The sequence below is a fragment of the Proteus hauseri genome (genome assembly GCF_040139125.1).
Lineage (GTDB): Bacteria > Pseudomonadota > Gammaproteobacteria > Enterobacterales > Enterobacteriaceae > Proteus > Proteus hauseri_B.
This window is the reverse complement of the sequence record NZ_JBEEUB010000002.1, coordinates 24,877-47,381: the sequence shown is the minus strand read 5'-3', so window position 1 is coordinate 47,381 and position 22,505 is coordinate 24,877. Positions and strand designations below refer to the sequence as shown.

General features: G+C 37.6%; 21 protein-coding genes. 12 read left to right on the top strand and 9 right to left on the bottom strand.

The genetic code is table 11. The annotated features are described in order from the left end of the window. The first annotated feature begins 4 nt into the window (after positions 1-4). From ABN099_RS03295 to ABN099_RS03285, 3 genes are all read left to right on the top strand, one after another. On the top strand, positions 5-1,078 hold the full coding sequence (locus ABN099_RS03295) for a hypothetical protein (RefSeq protein WP_349462277.1): 1,074 nt from the start codon (positions 5-7) through the stop codon (positions 1,076-1,078). 90 nt (positions 1,079-1,168) lie between these two features. After that, positions 1,169-1,630 (top strand): LemA family protein, encoded by a 462-nt coding sequence (locus tag ABN099_RS03290; protein ID WP_349462276.1) that lies wholly within the window; start codon positions 1,169-1,171, stop codon positions 1,628-1,630. After that, complete coding sequence (locus tag ABN099_RS03285; RefSeq protein ID WP_349462275.1) at positions 1,627-2,040, top strand: hypothetical protein; 414 nt, start codon at positions 1,627-1,629, stop codon at positions 2,038-2,040. The genes ABN099_RS03290 and ABN099_RS03285 overlap by 4 nt, the downstream gene beginning before the upstream one ends. 44 nt (positions 2,041-2,084) lie before the next feature. Here ABN099_RS03285 and epmA read toward each other — a convergent pair whose 3' ends face one another. Then, entirely contained in the window at positions 2,085-3,062 is a 978-nt protein-coding gene (gene epmA, locus ABN099_RS03280) for an elongation factor P--(R)-beta-lysine ligase (protein WP_349462274.1), read from the bottom strand. A gap of 954 nt (positions 3,063-4,016) precedes the next feature. Here epmA and frdA point away from each other — a divergent pair. The 6 genes from frdA (at position 4,017) to ABN099_RS03250 (ending at position 9,016) form a co-directional block, all read left to right on the top strand. Continuing rightward, positions 4,017-5,813, top strand: coding sequence for a fumarate reductase (quinol) flavoprotein subunit (frdA, locus tag ABN099_RS03275; RefSeq protein ID WP_349462273.1), 1,797 nt, complete (start codon positions 4,017-4,019; stop codon positions 5,811-5,813). Continuing rightward, positions 5,806-6,543 carry a succinate dehydrogenase/fumarate reductase iron-sulfur subunit gene (locus ABN099_RS03270; protein WP_349462272.1) on the top strand — a complete coding sequence of 246 codons (738 nt, stop codon included), beginning with the start codon at positions 5,806-5,808 and terminating at the stop codon, positions 6,541-6,543. Before frdA ends, ABN099_RS03270 begins: the two co-directional genes overlap by 8 nt. A gap of 14 nt (positions 6,544-6,557) precedes the next feature. Continuing rightward, the gene (gene frdC / locus ABN099_RS03265; protein ID WP_349462271.1) at positions 6,558-6,950 is read left to right on the top strand and encodes a fumarate reductase subunit FrdC; all 393 of its coding nucleotides are present in this window, start codon (positions 6,558-6,560) and stop codon (positions 6,948-6,950) included. A gap of 14 nt (positions 6,951-6,964) precedes the next feature. Continuing rightward, positions 6,965-7,324: a fumarate reductase subunit FrdD gene (gene frdD / locus ABN099_RS03260; RefSeq protein ID WP_349462270.1), complete on the top strand. Its 360-nt coding sequence runs from the start codon at positions 6,965-6,967 to the stop codon at positions 7,322-7,324. 340 nt (positions 7,325-7,664) lie between these two features. Then, positions 7,665-8,075, top strand: a complete 411-nt coding sequence (locus tag ABN099_RS03255; protein ID WP_023583698.1) for a DUF6088 family protein — start codon at positions 7,665-7,667, stop codon at positions 8,073-8,075. Then, entirely contained in the window at positions 8,072-9,016 is a 945-nt protein-coding gene (locus tag ABN099_RS03250) for a nucleotidyl transferase AbiEii/AbiGii toxin family protein (protein ID WP_349462269.1), read from the top strand. The genes ABN099_RS03255 and ABN099_RS03250 overlap by 4 nt, the downstream gene beginning before the upstream one ends. Positions 9,017-9,090: 74 nt before the next feature. Here the strand turns inward: ABN099_RS03250 and sugE are convergent, their stop codons facing one another. The 4 genes from sugE to hydN all read right to left on the bottom strand — a co-directional run bounded on the left by sugE (position 9,091) and on the right by hydN (position 10,808). Further along, positions 9,091-9,405, bottom strand: a complete 315-nt coding sequence (gene sugE, locus ABN099_RS03245) for a quaternary ammonium compound efflux SMR transporter SugE (RefSeq protein WP_349462268.1) — start codon at positions 9,403-9,405, stop codon at positions 9,091-9,093. A 132-nt stretch (positions 9,406-9,537) separates the two neighbouring features. Beyond that, positions 9,538-9,828: a hydrogenase maturation factor HybG gene (hybG, locus tag ABN099_RS03240; RefSeq protein ID WP_349462267.1), complete on the bottom strand. Its 291-nt coding sequence runs from the start codon at positions 9,826-9,828 to the stop codon at positions 9,538-9,540. 8 nt (positions 9,829-9,836) lie between these two features. Next, the gene (hypA, locus tag ABN099_RS03235) at positions 9,837-10,178 is read right to left on the bottom strand and encodes a hydrogenase maturation nickel metallochaperone HypA (protein ID WP_349462266.1); all 342 of its coding nucleotides are present in this window, start codon (positions 10,176-10,178) and stop codon (positions 9,837-9,839) included. Between the two features lie 72 nt (positions 10,179-10,250). Further along, positions 10,251-10,808: an electron transport protein HydN gene (gene hydN / locus ABN099_RS03230; RefSeq protein WP_349462265.1), complete on the bottom strand. Its 558-nt coding sequence runs from the start codon at positions 10,806-10,808 to the stop codon at positions 10,251-10,253. Positions 10,809-11,208: 400 nt separating this feature from the next. Here hydN and ABN099_RS03225 point away from each other — a divergent pair, with 400 nt between their 5' ends. Together ABN099_RS03225 and ABN099_RS03220 are read left to right on the top strand one after the other, a co-directional pair. Then, positions 11,209-12,822 carry a sigma 54-interacting transcriptional regulator gene (locus ABN099_RS03225; RefSeq protein WP_349462264.1) on the top strand — a complete coding sequence of 538 codons (1,614 nt, stop codon included), beginning with the start codon at positions 11,209-11,211 and terminating at the stop codon, positions 12,820-12,822. A gap of 177 nt (positions 12,823-12,999) precedes the next feature. After that, on the top strand, positions 13,000-13,881 hold the full coding sequence (locus ABN099_RS03220; RefSeq protein WP_349462263.1) for a 2OG-Fe dioxygenase family protein: 882 nt from the start codon (positions 13,000-13,002) through the stop codon (positions 13,879-13,881). 41 nt (positions 13,882-13,922) lie between these two features. Here ABN099_RS03220 and ABN099_RS03215 read toward each other — a convergent pair whose 3' ends face one another. The 4 genes from ABN099_RS03215 to fdhF form a co-directional block, all read right to left on the bottom strand. After that, positions 13,923-14,699, bottom strand: coding sequence for a MurR/RpiR family transcriptional regulator (locus tag ABN099_RS03215; RefSeq protein ID WP_349462262.1), 777 nt, complete (start codon positions 14,697-14,699; stop codon positions 13,923-13,925). 101 nt (positions 14,700-14,800) lie between these two features. Continuing rightward, complete coding sequence (locus ABN099_RS03210) at positions 14,801-16,162, bottom strand: 6-phospho-alpha-glucosidase (RefSeq protein ID WP_349462261.1); 1,362 nt, start codon at positions 16,160-16,162, stop codon at positions 14,801-14,803. Positions 16,163-16,176: 14 nt separating this feature from the next. After that, the gene (locus ABN099_RS03205; RefSeq protein WP_349462260.1) at positions 16,177-17,742 is read right to left on the bottom strand and encodes a PTS transporter subunit EIIC; all 1,566 of its coding nucleotides are present in this window, start codon (positions 17,740-17,742) and stop codon (positions 16,177-16,179) included. A gap of 321 nt (positions 17,743-18,063) precedes the next feature. Continuing rightward, entirely contained in the window at positions 18,064-20,208 is a 2,145-nt protein-coding gene (gene fdhF / locus ABN099_RS03200; RefSeq protein ID WP_349462259.1) for a formate dehydrogenase subunit alpha, read from the bottom strand. Between the two features lie 543 nt (positions 20,209-20,751). Here fdhF and eptB point away from each other — a divergent pair. Continuing rightward, positions 20,752-22,440 (top strand): kdo(2)-lipid A phosphoethanolamine 7''-transferase, encoded by a 1,689-nt coding sequence (eptB, locus tag ABN099_RS03195; protein WP_349462258.1) that lies wholly within the window; start codon positions 20,752-20,754, stop codon positions 22,438-22,440. Positions 22,441-22,505: the final 65 nt, after the last annotated feature.

The following is a 22,505-nucleotide window of genomic DNA, read 5'->3' as shown; positions in this document are numbered from 1 at the left end:
AGCGGTGTTAATCTATTTTTTTATCGGCTGTACTGTAGGTGCATTTATCTATTTTTTGCGCTCAAAACGTACCAAAAAGAAGGAAAATAGCCTTAGTATCATTCCTTTTTTAGGAATAGCTTTTGCTACAGGGAATTACCTTTTTTTCTCACGAGAAACTGATTTTTACCCTATTGGTAAAGACTCTACTGTTGATTTTATTTCCTGTATTGCATTTGCTGTTATTTTGCTATTTGCATATGGTATTTCAAATCATATTGCGAATATTGGTGAGAAGGCGATTAAAAACTATCACCAATTACAAAGTGAAGGTGAATCTAAATTTACGGCACTGATCAACACCGTATTTATTAGCCTATTGCTGCTGTGTTTAAGCTTTGGTTTTTTTATTGACCAAAGATTGTTCTTTTTAAGTTTCGTTTTAATGTTCGTTTACCAATTTGTCAAACGAACACCTGAAAAACGTTTTTTACGTTTTCAAAAAATCTTGGCGACATCTAAAATCCGCTCTTTAGCCATTGGGCTTGTCGAAATTGAAGGCAAGATAACCGCAGGTAAAATATTAACCAGCCGCTTAGGTAAAAAAGAGTGTTATGGCTATTTTTATTATGAATATAATATTTCTAAAGACAAAGAAGGCAAAAAAAGCTATCACCAAACTCACTGTGAAAAAAAGATCAATAATTTCACGATGACGGATGATACAGGATCAATTCAAGTACTCGCCGCTGATACGCCTTTTGTGCACCTTGGTATTGAGCCTCATCAAGATTTGGAATACAACAATAAACGTTTTAAAGAGTATATCTTAGAATCAAAAACGACTTATTTATTGATAGGTCACGCTGAGGCTATCAATGATGAAGTCGTTATCACTCGCAAAGAGCCTCACTACCTGTTAGGGCTATCGCCACAAGATTATGTTGTTCGTTGGAACAATGCGCGTCCTTTGCGTCGTAACTTAAGTATCACCGTTATCATTGCCCTTTTCTTTATCTTTTCCATTCTCGTTATACCAATGGATTATCAAAACGGCATACTAACGCTTGATTTTAATAACACCTCTTTTCCTTGGTAATTGATTAATATGGAATGGCTTATTTTCATCATTTTTATTCTTGCTTTGATTTATTTTCTAATACGTCAGTTAGTGGTGATTTATAACAATATGGTGATGCTAAAAAATAACTGCTATAAAGCATTTGCAAATATTGACGTGTTATTAAAAAAACAAGTTGATCTCTTACCGATGCTAACTGTCATTGCACAAAAGGCAATGGAACATGAAAAAAGTATATTTGAATCACTTGCTAAAAGCCGAGATAGTTATATTAATGCTGGATCATTAAATACAAAAATAGACTCTGCTAATTCGCTTTTTCCACAAATAAAACAGTCGATATTAATTGCAGAGCGTTATCCTGAATTAATCAGTGGCAAGACTTTAATAACATTACAAAATCAAGCGAAAGCATTAGAAGATTGCATAGCAGATAGGCGTGAATTTTTTAATCAATCCGTTACTCTCTACAATACTGAAATACATATTTTTCCTAACCTCTTGTTTACCTTGGCTTTTAACTTTAAAGATATCCCTCTTTTTTATCCTAATAGGGAGCCAACTTTATGATAGAAATTCCTTTTTCTTTTTTGGGTATCACTGATTGGATTTTAAGCTTTGATGAACCAATAATGATTATTATGTTTGCGACTTTTGGTGTGATGTTTTCAATGGCGATCATTTTGCCTTTAATGAGCGTGACGCCATTAAAAAAATATCTAAAACAAGTTGCCGGCGGATTATTTAGCTCCGTTTTTATCAGCTTAATGGTCTTAATTAGTTTTCATTTGATGCTAGGCGTTAATTCCGCATTAAAACTATTATTAATTTGGTGGGTTATCTTATTTTCGTGTATCACTTTTTGGCTTGTTAATTATGATTATATAAAAGAGATGACGGGCGATAAATTTACCAAATTACAAGAAAAAGCAATTGAAGAAGAAGAAAAAAGAAAACAAAAAAGAAAGGCTAAAAAGTAAAAAGAGAGCCTAGGCTCTCTTTTTTAATTTCATCAGTAGACAACTTATGCTCTGTAAACAGGAAAGGCAATCACGTCACTAATGCGCTCAACGCCTAACGCTAACATAATTAAGCGATCTACCCCCAAAGCGACACCAGAACATTCTGGCAAGCCGGCTTCAAGTGCGGCTAAAAAGCGCTCATCTATAGGTTGCTCAGGTAATCCCATTGCAGCACGCTTACGATTATCACGCTCAAAACGGTGACGTTGCTCTTGTGCATCTGTTAATTCACGAAATCCGTTCGCAAGCTCAACACCTTTAAAGTAGACCTCAAAACGTTCTGCAACTCGGTGATCTTCAGAACTGATTTCAGCTAATGAAGCTTGTGTCGCGGGAAAGTGATAAATAAAGGTCGGTTTTTCGATACCAATATGCGGTTCAACGCCAGAAACAAACAGAAGTTGAAGCAATGTGTCTTTATCTTCTTCTGTATCTGCAATATTTGATAAATCAAGTTTCGCCGCCACTTCACGCAGTTTTTCTTTATCTGCGGATAATGGGTCAATATCAAGATAACGCAAAAAAGCTTGTTGATAAGAGAGCGACTCAGAGGCTTCGCAATCTAATACTTCCTGTAACAGATCATCAACTTCATTTATCAACCGGTACATATCAAAACAAGGACGATACCACTCTAGCATCGTAAATTCCGGATTGTGATATCTACCGGCTTCCTCGTTACGGAAGCAACGTCCCATTTGATAAATAGGACCACTATTTGCAGCAAGCAAACGTTTCATATGATATTCAGGGCTTGTCATCAGATAAAGCTTTAATCCCTGAGAAGCACCAGGACCGACAAAGGTTGTTTCAAAGGGGTAAAGATGAATATCGGTAACGGTAGCCTGACTCATCATGGGTGTTTCAACTTCTAATACCCCACGATCAGCAAAAAAGCGCCTAATATTACTGACTATTTTTGCCTTTTTCAGCAAGTTGGCGATTGAGGCGCTTGGCTGCCAATCCGCTATTTCACTCATGAACAGAAAACTCCAAAAGAAAACGAAGCCTGCAGTTTACTCGCATCTGATCCAACAGACAAATTTCTAACCAAAAAGGACGTGTTCATTTTTTATATTTAGCAGCAAACTAAAGAGGCGAATACGTGAAAACACATAAGATTAATAAATGTAACTCTACAAAACATCTACTTTTTTGTGTCACTTAATCACTTATTTAAGAAAAAACACCGCTTTAAAGCCCCCTATTCTCCGCTGATTTTTTATATTGTTTATAACTAAAGTAAATTGTAATAATTCTTTTTCTCAATTAGAGATAACAATAAACTAACACTATTCTTATATTTAAATAGATGTTTTTTTCTAGACTTTAAACTTAACTTAATATTTAAAATGACACATTTTGATTAGTATTATAAATCTTAAGAAATATTATTAATATTTTATTAACAATTAACAAGACAAATCGATTTGTTTTAGATAAATAGTAAAAAATTTATTTTAACTTTAAGCCTAAATTTTTATTTCATTATATTAAACATCGATTTGGTGTAAAAGTTTTCGCTTTAAAATCAACAAATAATAAAAAAAGATTGTCAATTACAATTAAACTTATCTATACTTTAAAAACAGACTTTTCATTACAATTAATTTTTTCATTTTAGAAAAATATATTTTATTTTATCCCCAAGTTTATTTGGCTTCTTATTATCTAAACCCAGAATTCTTGGCATGGATCACACTTTTTTTGCGAAATACGGGAAAACCATCATTCATATCAAATTTCGGTGCCCAACATTTCGTTATACTAAAATTACAGTCAATGATAATAAAGATGTTATCAAGCGTAGTCACAAGGCAGTGAAACAATTTAGTTACGGATAGCTTAAAAAAATAGCATTACAAATTAATAATGTCAGTGAATTGAATTCTAGACAATTATTCCAATTTTCACTTGAACAATGGAGAAGCGCAGTGCAAACCTTTAATGCCGATATAGCGATAATCGGAGCCGGGGGCGCAGGCTTACGTGCAGCAATAGCTGCTGCGGAAGCGAATCCTCAACTGAAAATTGCTCTGATCTCAAAAGTATACCCAATGCGTAGCCATACCGTGGCAGCAGAAGGCGGATCAGCAGCAGTGACTCAGGCTCACGACTCCTATGACTTCCACTTCAATGATACCGTTTCTGGCGGTGACTGGTTGTGCGAACAGGATGTCGTCGATTACTTCGTTGAGCATTGTCCAACAGAGATGACTCAACTAGAACTCTGGGGCTGTCCTTGGAGCCGTAAAGAAGACGGGTCAGTTAACGTCCGACGTTTTGGTGGGATGAAAATCGAACGGACTTGGTTCGCAGCCGATAAAACCGGCTTCCACATGCTACACACTCTCTTCCAAACGTCTCTAAAATACCCACAAATCCAACGTTTTGATGAACACTTTGTTCTCGATATTCTCGTAGACGAAGGTCATGCACGCGGCGTTGTTGCTATTAATATGATGGAAGGTACGAAAGTTCAAATTCGTGCTAATTCAATCATTATGGCAACAGGTGGTGCAGGACGTGTTTACCGCTTCAATACCAATGGTGGTATTGTAACGGGTGATGGTATGGGGATTGCTTTACGTCATGGTATTCCACTGCGTGATATGGAATTTGTTCAATATCACCCAACAGGCTTACCAGGCTCTGGTATCCTGATGACAGAAGGTTGTCGTGGTGAAGGTGGTATTCTGGTCAATAAAGATGGCTATCGCTATCTGCAAGACTACGGTCTAGGACCAGAAACACCATTAGGCAAACCTGAAAACAAATATATGGAATTAGGTCCACGCGATAAAGTTTCTCAAGCTTTCTGGCATGAGTGGCGCGCAGGCCGTACCATTAAAACTCACCGTGGTGATGTTGTTTATCTGGACTTACGTCATTTAGGTGCGAAAAAACTGAATGAACGTCTACCGTTTATCTGTGAATTAGCAAAAGCGTATGTCGGTGTTGACCCAGTTAACGAACCAATTCCTGTTCGTCCTACTGCGCACTACACCATGGGTGGTATCGAAACCAACCAACGCACTGAGACTCGCATTAAAGGTCTGTTTGCTGTGGGTGAATGTTCATCTGTCGGCTTACATGGTGCAAACCGTTTAGGTTCTAACTCACTGGCTGAACTGGTTGTATTTGGTCGCCTTGCGGGTGAAGAAGCTGTACGTTGTGCTCAAGAAGCAACACCAGCAAATGCATCTGCACTTGATGCACAAACTCGTGACATCGAAGAAAACCTCAAAAAGCTGATGAACCAAAAAGGAACAGAAAGCTGGTCACAAATTCGCGATGAAATGGGTGAATCAATGGAAGAAGGTTGCGGTATTTACCGTACACCAGAATTGATGCAAAAAACCGTTGATAAGCTGGCTGAATTAAAAGAACGTTTCAAACGTGTTGAAATTAAAGACACCAGTAGCGTCTTTAATACTGATTTACTTTACAAAATCGAACTTGGCTTTGGTTTAGATGTCGCTGAATGTATGGCTCACTCAGCAATCAATCGTAAAGAATCCCGTGGTGCACACCAACGTTTAGACGAAGGTTGTACCGAGCGTGATGATGTGAACTTCTTGAAACATACTCTGGCATTCTATAACCCAGAAGGTGCACCTCGCTTAGAATATAGCGATGTGAAGATCACTAAATCCGCCCCTGCGAAACGTGTCTATGGTGGTGAAGCTACTGCTCAAGACAAGCAGAATAAGGAGAAAGCGAATGGCTGATGACATGAAGCACATTAAAATGGAAGTCATGCGCTATAACCCTGAAGTTGATGATGCTCCCTATTTCGTCACTTATGATGTGCCTTATGATGAGCAAACCTCATTACTTGATGCACTGGGTTATATTAAAGACAATTTAGCGCCTGATCTCTCTTACCGTTGGTCTTGCCGTATGGCGATTTGTGGCTCTTGCGGCATGATGGTAAATAAAGTGCCTAAACTGGCGTGTAAAACGTTTGTGCGTGAATACCCAGAAGGCGTGAGAATTGAAGCACTTGGTAACTTCCCTGTCGAACGTGACCTTGTTGTTGATATGACTCACTTTATTGAGAGCTTAGAAGCGATTAAACCTTATATTTTAGGTAATGATCGTAAGCCTTCAGAAGGTCCAAATAAACAGACTCCTGCGCAAATGGCGAAATACCACCAGTTCTCTGGTTGTATTAACTGCGGTCTTTGCTATGCAGCTTGTCCTCAGTTTGGTTTAAACCCTGAGTTTATTGGTCCAGCCGCGATTACTTTGGCACAACGTTACAATACAGATAGTCGCGACCATGGGGCAAAAGAACGTATGCCTCAGTTAAATGGTGAGAACGGTGTCTGGTCTTGTACCTTTGTTGGCTACTGTTCTGAAGTCTGTCCAAAACATGTGGATCCTGCCGCTGCTATTCAGCAGGGTAAAGCAGCCAGTGCGCAAGACTTTGTCATTGCAATGCTGAAACCACGTTAAGGAGGAAACAAGACATGACAACAAAACGTAAGCCTTATGTTCGTGGTATGCAGCCAAGCTGGTGGACGAAACTGGGATTCTATCGTTTCTATATCACCCGTGAAGGCACTTGTCTTCCACAACTTTGGTTCAGTCTGGTTGTACTGTTCGGTGTATTCGCACTGAAAAATGGACCAGAAAGTTGGGCAGGATTCGTTGGATTCCTGAGTAACCCAATTGTAATGCTGATTAACATTGTGACTCTTATTGCAACCGTATTTCACACTGCAACTTGGTTTAAACTTGCACCAAAAGCAGTGGTTATTGTTGTAAAAGATGAAAAAATGCCACAAGAACCTATCGTACGTGGTTTTTGGGCTGTCGCTATCGTTGTTACTGCCGCTATTCTGGCAGTGGCGTTAATTTAACCCAGGAGGAAATAATGAATCAGAATCAACTTCCTAAGCGCTCTGATGAACCTATTTTCTGGGGATTATTTGGTGCAGGTGGTATGTGGAGCGCAATTGTTTCTCCAGCAATCATCATCCTGCTCGGTATCCTAATCCCTATGGGTATTGCGCCAGAAGCATTTACTTATGACCGTATTATGGCATTTAGCCAAAGCATCATTGGTCGTCTTTTCTTACTGCTAATGATCATTCTGCCAGTTTGGTGTGCATTACACCGTATTCACCATACTTTGCACGATTTTAAAGTGCATGTACCTGCAAGCAAATGGGTATTCTATGGTGGTGCAGCGATTATCAGTGTTCTTGCTATTATTGGCGTATTTACACTGTAATTGATTAATACGTAAGATAAAAAGCCACTCGATGAGTGGCTTTTTTTATTAAAATTTTTTTTAATTACGTTTAGCTTATTAAAATACGCTTTAATAAAACAGAATTCGGAATCACTTATCCTAAGCATAGGATGAATATTAACAGGCTCCATTCTCAAAATAGGTCATTGCATTTATATTAATAAGCTCATAATCAAACAATGAAATAATAATTATTTATTATCAATATATTACAGTAAGTTATATTATTTTTATGCCGTATTTCTTATTTTAAAAATGTCGTATTTCTTCCTATATACCTTTCCCTCGTGTATGCTTTCTATACATAAAAGGAGGTTCTATGACAGCAGCAAGTCAAATTAACCAAAAATTAAAACGTTCAAGACGTTATGTCTTTGAACGTAAAGATTTTGAAAATATTGCCAGTTATGATCAAATTGGTCGTGCTCTTAATCAATTGATCAAGCAAGGTAATCTGATGAAAATTGGGTATGGTCTTTATACAAAAGCGCGGAAAAACAGCCTCACGGGTCGCTTAATGCCAACTAACCCTGGTGGCACAGATGCTATTTTACGTGAAATTCTTAAGATGAAAGGCGTCAACTTTGAAATAGATACTCTATCTTGGCAAAGTCTTTCTGGTAATAGCACTCAAATTCCTTCATCTATACAGTACTCATGGGATCCAAAACGGTTCAATCGAAAGCTAGTGATTGGTGATCGATTGCTTAACTCACCAAGTGGCAAATGACAAAATTAAAAAATCAATTTTTAGAGGTTTCTGATGCGTTAGCGCTCGGAAACCCAGCCATCCCTGAAAAGGATTACTGGGTAGTCGCTTTACTTGCGCAATTAGCTACACTTGCGTTTGATACACACCAAATGGTCTTTTCTGGGGGAACCGCACTAGCTAAATCTCATGTAAGAATATTCAGAATGTCAGAAGATGTTGACATCAAACTCATTCCAACCGCTGTATTTCATTCCTTCTCTCGAGATAAACGCAAAGAAAAACGTAAAGCCTTATTAAAAGAAATCGAGGATCTTCTTACTCTTCAATCAAGCCATTTTTCTATTGAAAAAAAAATAGTTCGTGATGAATACCGCTACGTTGAATATCAGCTAAAATACCCTCAACAATTTAGTCAAGCTCCTTGTTTACGTCCAATCATCAAACTAGAGTTAATAGAAACAATTCCTTTACTCCAAGTAGAACAACGTAGTATTCAATCGTTAGTTGCGCAGTTATATCACCAATCTCAAGAAGTCGGTAAATTTGCCTGTGTCACGGTACAATCGACATTAGTTGAAAAAGTCATTTCTATGCTACGACGTACCATGTTAGTTAAACGAGATCCTAAACGTAAAGATGATCCTACGCTAGTACGCCATATCTATGATATATACTGTATTAATATAGACCAGCGGCTTGATTATGAAGTCCTTATACCTCTTTTTCGAATTGTATTACAAGAAGATGTGAGGCGTTTTGGGAAACAACATTTAGACTTTGCCCTTAATCCAATTCAAGAATTACAACTAGGCTTGGCAGAATTGGAACTTAATCCATTGTATTATCAAAGGTTTATAGACTTCGTTACCCCAATGGTATTTACTACCGAAACACCTAATTTCGATACCTGTTTTGCCTCATTTAAGCGTATTGCTCAGTCATTAATGGTTAATAACTAGAAGAGAGAGTACCAACTAAATTCCCCCAAAGTTCATCATAACTTTGGGGCTTTTTTATGCCAAATATTCGGGTTTTAACTCGCTAATTTTAGTCCAATAATACCAAAAACAATCATCGCTAAACTCAGTAAACGATAAATATTAGCTGACTCACCAAATACCAAAATACCAAAGATTGCTGTACCGACGGCACCAATACCAGTCCAAATCGCATAAGCCGTACCTGCTGGTAATCCTTTCATCGCGTAAGATAACATGCCCATACTCACAATCATGGCGGTTATCGTGATAATGCTGGGTGTTAATCGCGTAAATCCATGAGTGTATTTCAAGCCAACAGCCCAAACTATCTCAAGTAGACCCGCAATAAATAGAATGATCCAAGACATAAACTACCCCTTTATACATCGGTGGGGTCGTCCCCTGAATAAAAACGCAGAAAGCTGGGTCGTCCCAGCTTCAAAGAAATGAGATTGGATTATAAGAAAAAGCTATCAGCCATGCAATAGTTCGATATTTATTCAAGCAAGCTTAGGTGCGCCCTCTTCGCCATAAAGAAAAGCAGAAACATCTTCTTCGACTTCACCCATTGCCATCAGTGCATCAAGTGTCTCTTTGGCTTCTTCCTCATTAACGATGCTCATTGCAAAGCCTACATGCACTAATACCCATTTCCCAATCATGGAATCAGGCTCACCTTCACAAACAAGGGCAATATTAACTTCTCGCTTAACGCCACAAACATCGACCATTGCGTTTTCAGTGATTGTTTTTCCTACCTCAACAACTTGACCGGGAATACCAAGACACATAACAACCTCTATTCGATCTCTATTTGCTTGATACGCATTGCATCATCATTTTCAACACGTAAGTTTTGGCTGCCACAAGAAGGACACCCCGCATTAAATGTCGAGACCGTAACAACTTGATGACAATCCCAACACCACGCTTTAGCCGGAATAATTTCAATATGAAGCTCGCACCCTTGTGCGATAGTGTCACGGCAGACAATATCAAAACAAAACTCAAGCGCACTTACTTCAATACATGAAAGTGCGCTAATTTCCATCCACACACTTTTTATCTTTTGCGCATTATTCTGTTTTGCTTGTGAATCAATAATTTCAAATGCGCTTTGGCAAAGTGTTATTTCGTGCATGTCAGTACCTTATTGATGCCAGATAAATAATAGCAACTATAGTATCAGTACATAGTTGCCCTATTATTGATCTTAGAACAATAAATCAGCACCACTTTCAAAAGCAGCACGACGACGACGTTCTTTCACCATATCTTCAAGTGCATCTCTATCAATGCACACTAATGCATGAGTAGGACATACCTCAACGCAAGCAGGACCTTCTTCACGGTGATGGCATAAATCACACTTATTCGCCTCTGCTTTAAAAGCATCGATAGTATTAAGTGCTGTTGATTTACGCATTACAGGACGAGATACCACTTCCATGGTGCCATAAGGACAGGCAATCACACAGGTTTTACAACCAATGCATTTTTCCTGATCCACATAATAATAATCTTTATTATGGACAATTGCGCCATTAGGACAAACTTTGGCACAAGGTGCATCTTCACATTGGTGGCAAACAACGGCGGTACTAATAGTGAGCCCTTTTACAACATAAATGCGTGGCTGGAAATTTTGCTCAGTGATTTGATCAATGGCTAAGTTATCCTGTTCTGCTTGTTGATGCGACACAACACAAGCAACTTCACAAGTGTGGCAACCAATGCATTTTTTAGGGTCTGCAATGATGAAACGGTTCATCATATTCTCCTGCTATCTGTTATATGGTCGTTATATATGGCGATAAACGTATTTAATTATCTAATTAAGAATAATAATTATGATATCTATGCACTTTATCTAGCATTGTTCATGCCAATATATTTACCAAGTAACTATTCCTTATTTTTCAATTAAATAATTTACAAATAAAAATGATTATTAATTATCATTTGGTCATATCGTCAATTTATTCGACATTTTTGACGACATAACAAATAGTTATATAAGTAGATATATAACGATTTGATAAATTTAAATTTTCATATCTGATGACAAACACGAAAATAGCGTACTGGATCAAAAATGATTCAGTCATTCATATAAATTTATTATAAACCTACTACAATATAGCTAATTTTTTAGGGCAATCGGTGGTGTCATGAAATTAAGCAGTAATAATGCTGAAACTATGGAGAGCCTTCGTAATGAGCGTAATCAGTATCGCATTCTCGTCGATATCACAAATTCCGTATTAGCTCATTTGGACATGGATGGTCTTATTTCTGAAGTCTCTAAAGAAATACATCGTTTTTTTGGACTTAACCATATTAGTCTTATGTTATGTCGCACTTCATCGCAAAATAGCAATGAGGTTAGTCTTTATTCTAGTCGCTATCAGACTGGAAAATCAGTCATTCGCCAACAAAGAAAGTTTAGTAGCGCGAATAACAAAGCAGATGAAATTATTAATCAAAATAAACCCGTCTTAATCGATATTAATAGCGAAGATCAAGACGATATATTGATTAAACGTCTCGTTAAACAAGATATGAAGACGGCTTTGTTATTGCCACTGGCTTTTAATCATAAACCTGTAGGGCTATTAATTCTGGCACATGAAATAGAGGGTGTCTTTACTGAAGATACTTGCCAATTATTGCAACAAATTGCAGCTCGTATTGGTATCGCTATTGAAAATGCCGCAGCTTATGAAGAAATAACACACCTTAAAGACAGTTTAAAAAATGAAAATATCTGGCTTAATGAGCAAATAGATAAAAATGCCTGCTTTAGTGAAATTATTTATCAAAGCGATGCCATGCATAATGTGCTGGAACAAATTGAATTAGTCGCTAAAAGTGATAGTACTGTACTTATTTTGGGTGAAACGGGAACAGGTAAAGAACTTATTGCCCGAGCAATACATCGATTAAGTCTGCGTAAAGATAAATCGATGATAAAAATGAATTGTGCAGCAGTACCTTCAGGATTACTTGAAAGTGATCTTTTCGGTCATGATAAAGGCGCATTTACAGGAGCGACCAGTACACACATTGGTCGCTTTGAAATGGCAGACCGAAGCACCTTATTTCTTGATGAAATTGGTGATATGCCTATTGAATTACAACCAAAACTATTACGTGTATTACAAGAAAGAGAAATAGAAAGACTGGGTGGTAATAAAGTGATTCCCGTTGATGTCAGATTAATAGCCGCTACAAATAAAGATTTATGTGAGCTTACTGATGAGGGTGAATTTAGAGAAGACCTCTATTATCGGCTAAATGTTTTTCCTATTATTATTCCACCCTTAAGAGAGCGCCCAGAAGATATTCCATTATTAGCGAAACATTTTACACAAAAAATAGCGCGTAGAATGGATCGCAATATTGAATGTATTCCAGCCAATGCACTAGAACAGCTAACACATTATCCTTGGCCTGGAAATGTGCGTGAACTTGAGAATATTATTGAGCGAGCGGTAATATTAACAAGAGGTTCTACATTAAACCTTCAATTAAAAGAGCTGCATATCAATAAGCCCTCTCGTTTAAAGCAAGTATTAACTCAACCCTCATCAATTGAAAAACGGATGCAAACCAATGCACCAGAAAGCGATGATGAAGAGCGAGAGCGGATTATTCAAGCATTAAGAGAAACCAATGGTGTTGTTGCTGGTGCAAGAGGTGCTGCATTAAAATTAGGCTTAAAGCGCACTACGTTATTATCACGAATGCAACGTTTAGGTATCTCAATTCCAGAAATACTTTAACCGATACAAAATACTCAATCCAATGATGTAAAGAGGGTGTAATAATTTAATTACACCCTCTTTTTAATCTATTTGAAACTTATTTTTCTCTATCTATACTCTAATTTATTATATTTCACCAGTTAATTACCAATAACAATTATTAATAATACAAACCATCAATGGAGCATATTATATATGAAAAACCTGCTTACAAGTGAAATCAGTAAAATAAAAAGAGAGTACCAACAAAGTAAATATGTATTTATTCCTCAATCCTCGATTATTAATTTAATAAAACAACTCGGTGCTGAAGATAAAGATATTAAGGCATTAATTGAGTATGGCGATTATTTATCGCCCGATCCCACACTCTCATTTCGTCATACTCGTACAGGTCGCTACCTTTTTGATAATGATATAAAGACAATCTCTCGTTTAGAATATCAACCCTTTGTTCTCACCGAAGAAGATGGTTTTATCAGAGAGGATAGTGGTGCACAAAGGCACTTTAGAGCAATAGATGATCGCTGGCAAAGTAATAGCGCCTATCAAGCGTTATTAAAACTCAAAATGCTATTAATCCACGGTAATACATTTACACCCCGTGATTTGACTGACCAATTATCGTCTAAATTGATATCAACGGTTTTTCATTTAAGATTAATTGCCCAACCCGATTCTTTAAGTGAACTTTCAATTGAAGGCGTTCATAAAGACGGTGTTGATCATACGATGATAATTATGATGAAGAAGAAAAATGTTAAAAATAATTCAGGCGCTTTACGGGTTCACTCACCTAAAGAAGCGATAGGAACCCCTTGGCAAAACATTAATCACTCTCATCTTCTTTATGAACATAATAACGCACAAAATCTTGACGTATTATTAATTGCAGATAATGAATTAAATCATAGTGGTACACCTATTTTCACTGAGGATAATAAAAATCAGGCTTACCATGATTTTATGGTTTTATTATCGCGCTACCCTACCGTTAAAGCACATCCATCGCATCAATTTGATTCGATAAATTTGCATCCAGATTTACCATTAACACTGCATTTAAGTGAGTATTAAATCACTTAATCGTGAAACAGTTATAGTAGGGTGAGAATAAATTAAAACCGTTGAGCTCGGCTTAATAACAGATCAATCATCAAAACAAGATTTGATTCAAAAGACGAGCTCTCAATAGTATCGCATTGAAAACTGATTGCATCGTCATAAATAGGGAAATGAATATCGGCAAGCTCAGCTAGCGGATTAGCACTGGCTCGGGTAAATGCAACTATTTTCATGCCAATACTTTTGGCTATTTTTACTTTTTCTACCACTTGTGCCGTTTCACCACTACGCGAAATTGCGATAAATACCGTATAGCGCGAAGCATTATTAATAAAAATATTCTTACTGTCGCTCAGCCCCGAAAGAAAAGCATCTTTACCAATAAGCTGTAAACGCTTACTAATATATTCTGAGAAAATATGTGAAAAGCCCGTACCATAAATAAAGAAAGAGTTTTTACTGTTAATTAAATCAACAAAGTATTTTTTACGTTCATCGGGAATTAATGTAAATGTTCTCAGGTAATTTGCTAAAAACTGTTCAAAAAGAGGCTCAGTTATTGTGCTCTCATCTGTGACGAGGGCTTTCGATGTAGATGCTGTTGATAACAGCTGCTTGCAATAATAGATCAACTCGCTATAACCGGAAAAACCTAATTTTTGGCACAACCGCATAATCGTTGTTGTTGAAACAAAATTAGTTTCAGCTAGCTGTCGAATAGTTAACTTTCCTATTTGAGATGGATTATCAATAAGATAAGAAAGAATACGATATTCAGCGCGAGTTAATTCTGTGGCTTTTGATAGTAAAGATGATAATCGAGCTGACATAACTATGACCTAGTTGATACATCATCCTCATCAAAGGAAAATGCTGTTCCTATTATAGAACAGCATTCTATTCGATTATGCTTTAACCGCAAGTTTTGCGATCAAACACGCTTGCCTTTTACATAAGCTTTGCGTAATTCTGGCCAGTACCCTTGGTTGGCTTCAATCATATCATCCAAGATTTTCTTCGCATGAATAACACTTGGCACGGTTTTATTTAGTGTAAAAGCTTCAAGCGCTTTTTCATAACTGCCTTCGAGTGTTGCTTCTACCAGCAATTGTTCTGATGCTAATTGTTGCTCAAGCAAAGTGCGATGAAAACGAGGAATATCACCAATACGAATAGGCTCAGGACCATGAGAGGTAATATAAGCAGGCACTTCGACCATCGCATCATAAGGTAAATCAGCAATTGCCCCTTTGTTTTCAACAATGACCAAATGGCGCTGACGTAAATCAAATGCTAAAGAACATGCGACATCAACAATAAATGCACCATGTACGCCCACATGGAAAGCGTCAGGTAAGATACCCGTTTGTTTGTATTCGCGTGCTGCTTCAAATAGGCGTTTTTCTCGACCATCCATCACTTCATTAGCGCGAGTATAATCAGGATCTTGATGTTCAACGATATAATTTGGCATCAAATAATACTGTAAATATGGATTTGGAATATACTCTGGAAACGCATCCATTAATGGCTGAATATGACGCCATGTTTTTACCCATGAAGGATCTGAGTGTTGCGGATCGGTTTGTGCTGCATCTTCAGTTAAAAGCCCAAATTTAGCGATATGTTCACGCAACTCAGGCAGCTTTTCTTCGCCTTTTACACGCACTGAAGTAAACCAACCAAAGTGATTTAAACCAAAATAATCCACATCAAGATCATGACGATCCACATTCAATACTGCCGCCATATTACGCATTGCCGCAACGGGCATATCGCAGATATTTAATACCCGTGCATTAGGACGTAAACGGCGAACACCTTCGGCAACAATCGCAGCTGGATTTGAGTAGTTCACTATCCACGCTTTTTTATCTGCGTACTGCTCTACTAAATCAATTAGCTCAACCATAGGTAAAATAGTACGCAAACCATAAGCTAACCCACCAGGTCCGCAAGTTTCTTGTCCAACAACACCATAGCGTAGAGGAATTTTTTCATCTTGTTCACGCATTTTATATTGACCAACGCGCATTTGAGCAAAAACAAAATGAGCACCATCAAACGCCGTTTTTGCATCCGTTGTCACTGTGAATTTAATCGTATCACTATGGTCACGAATAACTTTTTCAACGACAGGGGCAATAGTGTCTTGGCGTTCTTTATCGATATCGTATAAACGGATTTCACTTAATGGAAAATCATCTAAACGAACCATCAGGCTTTTTACAATTCCTGGAGTATAAGTACTTCCACCGCCTGCAATGCTTAAGATAAAAGGTGATTTATTCATTTGTTTTTCTCCAATCAAAGTGCGGCTTCAACCGCTTCACGCATTTTTTTCACATGTAATCCATAAACGACTTGAACATTATTGCCGTGGCGTACAACACCTTTAGCACCAGTTTTCTTCAGTAGCTCTTCATGGATTGCATCGATATTTTTAACAATGACTCTTAAGCGGGTGTAACAATTATCAATAACCTCAATATTGTCACGACCACCTAGCCCTTCAATAATTTCTTCACCTAAACTATTGATGGTTGATTCAGATGTAACGCTATCGCCTTTCTTTTGGTAATCTTCTTTGCTGTATAAACGAGTTTCTTCATCGTCATCTTCACGCCCAGGTGTTTTAAGATTAAGTTTTAAAATCAAGCTTCTAAAGATAACAAAGTAGAGCACCGACATAATCAGACCTACCACGATATACATAGGCCAATTCGATTTTTCAGTTCCCAACGGTAAGTTATATAAGATGAAATCAATCACACCGTTTGCACCTATGGCATGAACACCCAACAGGTAAAACAGCATCATGCCAATGCCGGTTAATATGGCATGCACAAAAAATAAAATAGGCGCAACAAATAAGAAGGAGAACTCAAGTGGCTCAGTAACACCAAGTAACAAAGAGGTTGCAGCAGCAGGGATTAAAATCGCCTTTGCCATCTGCTTTTTCTCTTTTTTAGCCACCGAGATCATTGCCGCGGCGGCTGCCGTTAAACCAAACATTTTGGCAATACCGCGAGCGTCCCAAATAACCGTATTACTTAGTTGTTTCACTTCAGGGCACGCCATTTCAGCAAAATAGATATTTCTCGCACCTTGATACGTTGTGCCGCAAACATCGGCAACACCACCTAACTCTGTATATAAGAACGGTGTATAAACTAAATGGTGTAAACCTGTTGGGATAAGAATGCGTTCTAAGAAACCATAAATAAGCGCGCCAAATGCACCAGAATCATGAATAATAAGTGCCATTTTAGTGATACCTGCCTGAGCAAATGGCCAGATTTCACACATTAAAACAGCAAGAGCAATCGTGAATGGAATCGCAATAATGGCGACAAAACAGTGACCAGAATAAATCGCCATAATGCCGTTAAATTGACGACCTGAATAACGGTTATAAAGCCATCCTGATATTGCTCCGGTTAAGATACCAGCAAAAACACCCATTTCGAGCACTTGAACACCAAGTACCATACCTTGCCCTGCGGCCCGCATCTCTTCAGCACTAACCAGTTTTCCCTGTAATGTCAGCGTAATATTCATGGCATTAGTAAAAATAACAAAAGTGACTAAGCCAATTAATCCAGCGTAACCTTTATCTTTTTTCGCTAAACCAACGGGAATACCCACAGCGAAAATTAGAGCAAGATTAACCAAGATAGCTACTGAAGATTTTGCGAGTAATTGCCCAATACTCTGTATTATCGGGTGATTTAGAAAAGGGACATACTCTGCAAGATTGCCATTACCAAAAACATTACCCAGTGCAATATATAAACCGACTATTGGCAATATCAGTACCGGGCCGTATAACGATTTTCCAAACGCTTGTAGGGCATTAATGAGTTTTTTCATACTGTATCTCGTTGTTGTTTTCTTACACTCATTTCCATAACAGCATCCTGCGCTGGCATTAAATAAAAAGCAATTTATCCACTTGATTTAGAAACAGATTACTTTAAAAGTAACATGTTACTTTTTTAACTGTGAACTAACTCAAGCTTGAAAATCAAACTAAAAATAGGGCGTTTTTAATGTATTAATAGAGAGAAAAAAGAGAGCGTCAGACTGCAGAGAAATAAAATAAGGTTTAATCGCGACAACAAAAAAACCGACCTTAATGATATCCTATTCACTAAGGTCGGTTTCACTAGAACAGTGACAATATTGACAAGATTAGCCTTCAGCTGCTTCTCTTAAACGTCGTTTAATATTGTTGTATTCTGTTTTTACAAAGTGTTCTGCTTGAGTCTGTTCTTTGATTGGCTCAATACAAACTGCACAATACTTATACTCTGGCGTTTTAGTAATTGGGCTTAAGTTTTCTGCAACCAACTCATTACAAGCACCAATCCACCATTGGTAAGTCATATAAATCGCACCTTTATTAGGGCGATCACTCACTGCAGCACGAGTAATAACTTTACCTTGGCGTGAACGTATCCAGACTAACTCTTGGTCTTTAATACCCAATTGTTTAGCATCTTCAGTATTTAACTGAACATAACCTGGTTCATCAGCCAATGCAGCCAGTGCTTTACAGTTACCAGTCATTGAACGACAAGAGTAGTGTCCGACTTCACGAACAGTCGCTAGCACCATTGGGAACTCATCAGAGAGTTTATCAATAGGTGGCGCCCACTCGCAGGTAAAGAACTGACCTTTTCCATTAGGTGTGTCGAACTCACCGCCTTCATACAAATACTGTGTACCTGGGCTATCTTCAGTTGGGCAAGGCCATTGAATATAAGCTAAATCCGCCATTTTCTCGTAAGTTGCACCATAATAAATCGGGCATAACTCACGCAACTCATCCCAAATTTCTTTGGTATTGTTGTAATGCATTGGATAACCCATCGCAGTTGCCATCAAACTGATTATCTGCCAGTCTGTTTTCACATCACCGACAGGTTCAACTGCTTTATAGAAGCGTTGGAAACCACGGTCTGCTGCGGTATAAACACCTTCATGTTCACCCCATGATGTTGCAGGGAAAATAACATCAGCTATCGCTGCTGTTTTGGTCATAAAGATATCTTGTACTATCAGAAGATCGAGTTTTTCAAACGTTCTACGAATGGTTGCTAAATCAGGCTCAGTCTGTAATGGATCTTCACCCATAACATAGTGTGCTTTTAACAAACCATGGTCGATATTATGAGGTACTTCACTTAGCGCATAACCCACTTCTTCAGGCATTGATTCAATGCCCCAAAATTTAGCAAATTTCTCACGCGCTTTTTCATCAGTAACGTATTGATAACCTGGTAATGTGTTTGGTAATGCCCCCATATCACAAGCACCCTGTACGTTATTTTGACCACGAACAGGACCAACACCGACATATTTCTTACCAAGATTACCCGTTAATAACGCTAAACTGGTTAGTGAACGTACCGTTTCAACACCTTGGTAAAATTGGGTTACACCCATTCCCCAAAGGATTGTTGCTGTTTCCGCTTTTGCATACATACGCGCAGCTTCACGTATCATTTGTGCACCTAAGCCTGTTGTTTCTTCAACAGATTCTGGTGTGTATTTTTCAACCAGCTGGCAATACTCTTCAAATTGTTCAGTATGATTTTCAACAAAGGATTTATCGTATAAACCCTCTTCAATAATCACATGAGCAATAGCATTTAATAACGCAATATTTGAACCGTTTTTCAATGCTAAGTGTAAATCAGCTAAACGAGCTGTTTCGATGTAACGTGGGTCACATACGATAATTTTTGCACCCTTTTCTTTCGCCTTAACAATACGGCGAGCAACAATAGGATGCGAGTCTGCGGCGTTATAACCGAAGACAAATAGACATTTGGTATCCTCAATCTCAACGATTGAGTTGCTCATAGCACCATTACCGACCGAACGCTGCAGACCTGCAACCGAAGGGCCGTGTCAGACACGAGCACAGCAGTCTATATTATTATTTCCGATAACCGCACGCGCGAACTTCTGCATAACGAAGTTAGCTTCGTTACCAGGTCCACGAGAAGAACCGGTTGTCATAATAGATTTAGCACCGTATTTCTCTTTGATAGCGAGTAGTTTGCTACTAGCAAACTCGATAGCTTCTTCCCAAGAAACCGATTCTAATTTTCCGCCTCTTTCACGACGGATCATCGGTGTTTTAAGGCGTGGAGTCAGTATCTTAGTATCATGGATAAAATCCCATCCATAATACCCTTTCAGACACAGCTCACCTTGGTTTGTTAAACCATTAGCCCCTTCAGCGCCAATGATTTTACCGTTTTCCACCTTCAGGTAGATTTTGCATCCTGAGGCGCAATACGGACAGACCGTGATGACTTTTTTCATCAACATTGCTCCTGTGTTCATCAACTTTCAGGTTAATACCTGATTCTCTCCTTTATCTATGCAGAGAGTGTGCCAAATAAGCAGTTATTTTTTATAACAACTCAATTTATTGATATATAAGATAAAATAATGCATCTTTGAGATATCAGTAAAAGATATAGTTAAAAAAACACAGGAGATAATCGACACTAATGACGATCCTTATGTCGATATCCTTTGGTGACAAAAGCGCCATTTTTTTGTCAACAACAACTCGTAATAGCTTGCTATGTCAATAACCTTTTGAGCTATCGTTATTTTTAGGCTAATACGCCTGTTTATACGCCCTTACCTCACTATCAGCGTTATTATCTGATGATAAAGCATTAATATTTCTATTTATCTTCTTACTTATTGTAACTATTGAAAATTAATAATTTCAAAATTAATAGATTTGAAACAAAAATTTTTAAATTCTAATAAAAAAAAGCACATAATACTGAACCAGAAAACAGCCTTGTGGTCTTAAAGACCTCTACACAATAAATTTTGATAATAATTAATATGCAAAAATTAACGTTTTTAAGATTTTCTAAAGAAAACATTGCCCTTTTTTTAGCTATTTATATCGGTTTTTTCCTTAATCTTTCCGTTTACATTGGACGTTTCGGCACTCAAAACTCACACAACATCATCATTGATTCCTTATACTTACTTGGTGAAATTGCCGTTAATATTGCCTTTACTTTCTTTTTACTCCGATTACTTTCATTCTTTGGTACGCTATTTTTTAAAATAATCGCCTCTTTTATCTTAATTGTGAGTGTCTGTGCTAGCTATTACATCTCATTTTTTGATGTTGTCATTGGCTATGGCATTATTATTTCGACACTAACAACAGATATTGATTTATCAAAAGAAGTGATCAGCCTAAATACCATGCTCTGGATCTCGGGTTTATCTATTTTACCTTTAGCCCTTATTTGGTTGTGTAAGAAGCCCGATCCTAATTTAACTAGAGAGCAAAAGAAGAGAATATGGATAAAAAATACAACCAAAATGGTTATTATTGCTCTGGTTGTTTTTGCTTATTTAAAAACGCTCGATTCAAAACAGAAAGCTTATGAAATTCGCAATAATCTTGATTTACCGAGTTATAGTGGCGGTTTAAGTTATGCATTTTTACCAACAAATTGGATTATTCCATTATTTCAATATGGAATAACTCGTTACGATGACACCTTTAATAATCAGTCACTATTTAACCCAGCAGACCATTTCACTTATTTGCCATCAAAAGCAAATGATGATGTGTATGTTGTGTTTATCATTGGTGAGACAGCAAGATGGGATCATATGGGGTTACTGGGGTATGAAAGAGATACCAACCCACTATTAACACAAGAAAAAAATCTCGTCGCATTTCGTGGCATCTCTTGTGATACCGCAACTAAGCTCTCATTAAAATGTATGTTTGTTCGCGAAAATGGTACTGACGATAACGATCAACGTACATTAAAAGAGAACAATATTTTCTCTATTCTTAGACAACTTGGTATGACATCTGAACTTTACTCGATGCAAAGTGAGCTTTGGTTCTATAACAAACTCGATTTAAATAACTACGCAATGAAAGAGATGATGACCGCCAAGAATAGTAATTTTGGTAAAGAGTTAGATGACACATTACTGATAGCTGAAACGGCAAACTCGGTTGCTCATTATCCTAAAGGAAACCATTTAGTTATCTTACACACTAAGGGTTCTCACTTTATGTATTCACAACGTTACCCTGAATCATTTAAAAAGTATCAACCAGAGTGCTTAAATGTTGATGACGAATGTACTAAAGATCAACTCGTCAATGCTTATGATAACTCGATTCTCTATACCGACTATTTTATTAAAGGTGTGTTAGATACATTGCGCGATAAAAAAGCGATCGTGTTCTATACATCAGATCACGGTGAGTCTATTTCTGATAATGGTGGCTTACATGGCACACCAAAAGAGATTGCACCACCAGAGCAATTTAAAGTGCCATTCTTAGTGTGGATGTCAGATAGCTATTTAGCAGAACCTGAAAACAAGAAGCTATTTGATAATTTAAAACAGAACCAAGAACAACAACGCACGTTCTATCACCACAATATTTTTGATTCAATGTTAGGTTGCTTAGGTTATACCTCTACTGATGGCGGTATTAACAATCAAAATAATCTCTGTTTTGGTGAACAAACAGTAGCGCCATAATGAGTTATCGTTAAAACGTGATAAACAAAAAAACCACGCTATCTTATCTATCGTTAGCGTGGTTT

Bases quoted from the DNA above. Each gene is read 5' to 3' on its own strand.
- ABN099_RS03290 (WP_349462276.1), top strand. From the start codon at position 1,169: ATGGTGATGCTAAAAAATAACTGCTATAAAGCATTTGCAAATATTGAC.
- ABN099_RS03285 (WP_349462275.1), top strand. From the start codon at position 1,627: ATGATAGAAATTCCTTTTTCTTTTTTGGGTATCACTGATTGGATTTTA.
- epmA (WP_349462274.1), bottom strand. From the start codon at position 3,062: ATGAGTGAAATAGCGGATTGGCAGCCAAGCGCCTCAATCGCCAACTTG.
- ABN099_RS03270 (WP_349462272.1), top strand. From the start codon at position 5,806: ATGGCTGATGACATGAAGCACATTAAAATGGAAGTCATGCGCTATAAC.
- frdC (WP_349462271.1), top strand. From the start codon at position 6,558: ATGACAACAAAACGTAAGCCTTATGTTCGTGGTATGCAGCCAAGCTGG.
- frdD (WP_349462270.1), top strand. From the start codon at position 6,965: ATGAATCAGAATCAACTTCCTAAGCGCTCTGATGAACCTATTTTCTGG.
- ABN099_RS03255 (WP_023583698.1), top strand. From the start codon at position 7,665: ATGACAGCAGCAAGTCAAATTAACCAAAAATTAAAACGTTCAAGACGT.
- ABN099_RS03250 (WP_349462269.1), top strand. From the start codon at position 8,072: ATGACAAAATTAAAAAATCAATTTTTAGAGGTTTCTGATGCGTTAGCG.
- sugE (WP_349462268.1), bottom strand. From the start codon at position 9,405: ATGTCTTGGATCATTCTATTTATTGCGGGTCTACTTGAGATAGTTTGG.
- hybG (WP_349462267.1), bottom strand. From the start codon at position 9,828: ATGTGTCTTGGTATTCCCGGTCAAGTTGTTGAGGTAGGAAAAACAATC.
- hypA (WP_349462266.1), bottom strand. From the start codon at position 10,178: ATGCACGAAATAACACTTTGCCAAAGCGCATTTGAAATTATTGATTCA.
- hydN (WP_349462265.1), bottom strand. From the start codon at position 10,808: ATGAACCGTTTCATCATTGCAGACCCTAAAAAATGCATTGGTTGCCAC.
- ABN099_RS03225 (WP_349462264.1), top strand. From the start codon at position 11,209: ATGAAATTAAGCAGTAATAATGCTGAAACTATGGAGAGCCTTCGTAAT.
- ABN099_RS03220 (WP_349462263.1), top strand. From the start codon at position 13,000: ATGAAAAACCTGCTTACAAGTGAAATCAGTAAAATAAAAAGAGAGTAC.
- ABN099_RS03215 (WP_349462262.1), bottom strand. From the start codon at position 14,699: ATGTCAGCTCGATTATCATCTTTACTATCAAAAGCCACAGAATTAACT.
- ABN099_RS03210 (WP_349462261.1), bottom strand. From the start codon at position 16,162: ATGAATAAATCACCTTTTATCTTAAGCATTGCAGGCGGTGGAAGTACT.
- ABN099_RS03205 (WP_349462260.1), bottom strand. From the start codon at position 17,742: ATGAAAAAACTCATTAATGCCCTACAAGCGTTTGGAAAATCGTTATAC.
- eptB (WP_349462258.1), top strand. From the start codon at position 20,752: ATGCAAAAATTAACGTTTTTAAGATTTTCTAAAGAAAACATTGCCCTT.